The 4751-nt window shown below is 76.3% G+C and carries 2 protein-coding genes; both read right to left on the bottom strand.

Annotated elements, in window-relative coordinates; all coding sequences use genetic code 11:
* On the bottom strand, positions 1-1760 hold a 1760-nt coding region (locus ACZ3YO_RS39785), incomplete at its 3' end, for a type I polyketide synthase (RefSeq protein ID WP_465579163.1).
* A gap of 7 nt (positions 1761-1767) precedes the next feature.
* A partial coding sequence (locus tag ACZ3YO_RS39780; RefSeq protein ID WP_465579161.1) for a type I polyketide synthase occupies positions 1768-4751 on the bottom strand: 2984 nt, incomplete at its 5' end.

Raw genomic sequence — 4751 nt, 5'->3', positions numbered from 1 at the left:
TCCAGCAGCGCGCACACCTCGTCCAGCGCAGCCGCGAACACCGGGAAGGCCTCGTACAGTTCACCACCCATCCCGACCCGCTGCGAACCCTGGCCGGAGAACAGGAACGCCGTCCGGCCGCCGATCCGCGGCTCAGAGGAGCCGCCGCCGGCCACCGCGGCCAGCCCGGCCAGCACCTCCTCACGCGTCGCACCCAGCACCACCGCACGCCGGTCGAACACCGTCCGCGAGGACGCCAGCGAGAAGCCGACGTCGGACAGCCGGGGGGAGTCGTCGGCGGCGACGAACGCGTGCAGCCGCTCGGCCTGCGCCCGCAGCGCCTCGTCCGTACGGCCGGAGACCGCGAACGGCACCGGCAGACCCGCCGGCCGGCCGGCGCCCGGCTCCCGGACCGACTCGACCGACTCGTCCGCCGGGGCCTCCTCCAGGATCACGTGCGCGTTGGTGCCGGAGATCCCGAACGAGGACACACCCGCCCGGCGCGGCGCACCGTCCGCCTTCTCCCACGGCCGGGACTCCACCAGCACCTCGACGGCGCCGGCCTCCCAGTCCACGTGCGAGGACGGAGCGTCCACGTGCAGCGTCTTCGGCAGCACCTCGTGCCGCATCGCCTGCACCATCTTGATGACGCCGGCGACACCGGCCGCGGCCTGGGTGTGGCCGAGGTTCGACTTCACGGAGCCCAGCCAGAGCGGCCGGCCCTCCGGCCGGCCCTGACCGTACGTCGCCAGCAGGGCATCGGCCTCGATCGGGTCACCCAGTGTGGTGCCCGTCCCGTGCGCCTCCACCACGTCGACGTCGGCCGGCGCCACACCGGCGTCGGCCAGCGCCGCCCGGATCACCCGCTGCTGCGACGGACCGTTCGGCGCCGTCAGCCCGTTGCTCGCACCGTCCTGGTTCACCGCCGAACCCCGCACCACCGCCAGGATCCGGTGCCCGTTGCGCCGGGCGTCCGAGAGCCGCTCCACCAGGACGACGCCGACACCCTCGGCGAAGCCGGTGCCGTCCGCCGCCTCGGCGAACGCCTTGCAGCGGCCGTCGGGCGCCAGCCCGCGCTGGCGGCTGAACTCCACGAAGGTGCCCGGGGTCGCCATGACGGTGACCCCGCCCGCCAGCGCGAGGTCGCACTCGCCCCGGCGCAGTGCCTGCACCGCCAGGTGCAGGGCCACCAGCGAGGACGAGCACGCCGTGTCCACCGACACCGCCGGGCCCTCCAGTCCGAAGGTGTAGGCGACCCGGCCGGAGACGATGTTCCCGCTGCCGAAGCTGTTCGGGTAGTCGTGGTACATCACGCCCGTGAAGACGCCCGTCCGGGTGCCCTGCAGGGTGGCCGGCCGGATCCGCGCGTGCTCCATCGCCTCCCAGGAGGTCTCCAGCATCAGCCGCTGCTGCGGGTCCAGGCCCGCCACCTCGCGCAGGCCGATGCCGAAGAACTTGGCGTCGAACTCCCCCGCGTCGTGCAGGAAGCCGCCCCGGTCGCTGTAGCTGGTGTTGGCCCGCTCGCTCTGCGGGTCGTAGAGCCGTTCGAGGTCCCAGCCGCGGTCGGCGGGGAAGCGGCTGATGCCGTCCCGGCCGTCCCGGACGAACTCCCAGAGCTCGTCCGGGCCGGCGGCGCCGCCGGGGAAGCGGCAGGCCATACCGACGACGGCGATCGGCTCACGGGTGGCCGCCACGAGCTTGCGGTTCTGCTCCCGCAGGCGCTCGGTCTCCTTCAGCGAGGACCGCAGTGCCTCGACCAGCTTCGAATCGTTCTGGACCATGACGGCCTCACGCCTCCCGCGTCGTGTCGTTGAGCGCCATCGAGATGAGGCTCTCGGCGTCCATGTCGTCGATGTCCTCGACGTCGCTGCCCCGGTCGTCCGCCGCGTCCCCGGCGGGCTCGCCGAGCCCGGCCAGTTCGAGGAGGCTGTCCATGAGCCCGGTCTCCCGCAGCCGCGCCAGCGGGATCGTCTGCAGGGCGAGCCGCACCCGGGCCTCCGGGTCGGCGGGAAGCCCGTCGGCGGCGGACACCGGGAGCTGCGGGGCGAGCTGCTCCCGCAGGTGCCGGGCGAGGACCCGGATGCTCGGGTAGTCGAAGATCAGGCCGGCGGGCAGCCGCAGGCCGGTCTCCTCCCCCATGCGGTTGCGGAACTCCACCGAGGTCAGCGAGTCGAAGCCGAGCTCGCCGAAGGCCCGCTCGACCTCGATGGCGTCCGCGTCCTTGTGGCCGAGCACCAGCGCGGCCCGGCCGCGCACCAGCTCGACGAGGACCGCCTCGCGCTCGTCGTCGGAGGAGGCCGCGGCGAGCCGGCCCCGCAGGGCGTCGGCGCCGGAGGCGGTCGTTCCCGCCGTGCGCCGGGCGACGGCCGGGCGCACCAGCCCCTGGAACAGGGACGGCAGCTGGCCGGCGCCCAGGCGGCCGAGCGTCCTGAGGTCCAGGGCCACCGGGACGAGGGCCGGCAGGCCGGTCCCGAGCGCCGCGTCGAACAGGCGCGTTCCCTGCTCCCCGGTCAGTGCCGCGACGCCGGAGCGGGCGGCCCGCTGCACGTCGGCGTCGGAGAGCCCGCCGCCCATGCCGCCGGTGCCCCACAGGCCCCAGGCGAGCGAGGTGGCGGGCAGTCCGGCCGCCGCACGGTGCTGGGCGAGGGCGTCCAGGAAGGCGTTGGCCGCCGCGTAGTTGCCCTGGCCGGGACCGCCGAGGACCCCGCCGACCGACGAGAAGAGGACGAAGGCCTTCAGGTCGCGGTCCCGGGTCAGCTCGTGCAGGTGCCAGGCCGCGTCCGCCTTGGGGCGCAGGACGGCGTCCAGGCGCTCCGGGGTCAGGGACCCCACGGTCGCGTCGTCGAGCACACCGGCCGCGTGCACGACCCCGGTGAGCGGGTGCTCGGCGGGCAGGTCGTCGAGCACGCCCGCCAGGGCGGCGCGGTCGGCGACGTCGGCGGCCGCGAAGCGGACCGACTCGGCGCCCAGCTCCTCCAGCTCGCGCCGGAGCTCCGGCGCGGACGGCGCGTCCGCGCCCCTGCGGCTGAGCAGGAGCAGGTGCCGGACGCCGTGCTCGGCGACCAGGTGCCGGGCGAAGACGGGCCCGAGCCCGCCGGTCGCCCCGGTGATCAGCACGGTGCCCTCACCGTCCCACGGGGACGCCGGCTCAGCGCCGGCCGCCTCCTTCGCCACCCGGACCAGGCGCGGCACCAGGACGCCGCCCGCCCGGACGGCCGCCTGCTCCTCGCCGGACGCCAGCACGGCGGGCAGCGCCCGCAGCGACGCCTCGTCGCCGTCCAGGTCGACCAGGACGATCCGGCCCGGGTTCTCCGCCTGCGCGGAACGCACCAGGCCGCCGACGGCCGCACCCGACGGGTCGACACCCTGAGGGTCGCCGGTGTCCGTCGCGACCGCCCCGCCGGTCAGCACGACGAGCTTCGCCGCGGCGAAGCGCTCGTCCGCCAGCCAGCCCTGGAGCACCTCCAGGACGCGGTGCGTCTCGGCGCGCACGGCCTCCGGCGAGGACGCCGCCGGGTCGCCCGGGCCCGCGGCCGGAGCGCCGGCCGGCAGCAGCACCACGTCGGCGCCGCCCACCCCGTCCAGCTCCTTCGCGGGGACGGCGTCCAGCCGGCCCGCCAGGTCGTCCGGCCGTGCGGCCAGCACGGTCCACGAGCCCGTCCGCTGCACCGGTCCGGCCGGGGCCTCGGTCCAGGCGACGCGGTAGAGGGAGTCGTGGAACGCCCCCGCCCCCGCGCCGGCCTCGCCGGCGGACACCGGCCGCAGAGCCAGCGAGCCGACCGACGCCACCGGCAGGCCCTGGGCGTCGGCGACGTCGAGGGCCACCGCGCCCTGACCCGCCGTCGGGCGCAGCCGCACCCGCAGCAGGGTCGCCCCGGTGGCGAACAGCTCCACGTCGGACCATGCGAACGGCAGCTCCGCACGGTCCGACTCCCGTGCCAGCCCGAGGGCGTGCAGGGCCGCGTCGAGCGCCGCCGGGTGAAGGCCGAACCCGTCCGCGCCCGCCACCAGCTCCTGCGGCAGCGCCACCTCGGAGAGGACGTCGTCCCCGTGCCGCCAGGCCCTGGTGAGGCCCTGGAAGGCCGGGCCGTAGACCAGCCCGCCGTCGGCGAACGTCTCGTACATGCCGGCCAGTTCGATCGGCTCGGCACCGGCCGGGGGCCACACCGCCAGGTCGGAGGAGGGCCGGGCGGCCGCCGCCGCGAGGACACCCGTCGCGTGCCGCGTCCACGGCACCTCCGGCGGCGCGCCCACCTGGCGTGCGTGCACGGTGAAGCGGCGCGAGCCGTCGGCGTCCGGGCCGGCGACAGACAGCTGAACGTCCGCCGCACCCTTCTCCGGCAGGACCAGCGGCGCCTCCAGCACCAGGTCGGCGACGCGCCCGCAGCCGACGCGGTCGCCGGCGTGCAGGGCGAGGTCGACGAAGCCCGTGCCGGGGAAGAGCGTCGCCCCGCCGAAGGCGTGGTCGGCCAGCCACGGCGTGGTCTGCGCGGACAGCCGGCCGGTGAACAACCCGCCTTCGTCGCCGGCCAGTTCGACCGAGGAGACCAGGAACGGATGCTCCGGGGAGACGAATCCGGCGGTCGCGGGGCCGGCGTCGAGCCAGTAGTGCTCGTGCTGGAAGGCGTAGGTCGGCAGGTCGACGCGGCGGGCGCCGGAGCCCCGGAACACGGCCGTCCAGTCGACGTCCGCGCCCGCCTCGAACACTGCGGCCAGGGCGGCCAGCAGGGCGGGGGCCTCGTCGCGGCCCTTGCGCAGGGCCGGGACGAGGA

Source organism: Kitasatospora sp. NPDC022785 (assembly GCF_055561295.1).
The sequence above is the reverse complement of the archived record's forward strand: the minus strand, read 5'-3'. Positions and strand labels throughout refer to the sequence as shown.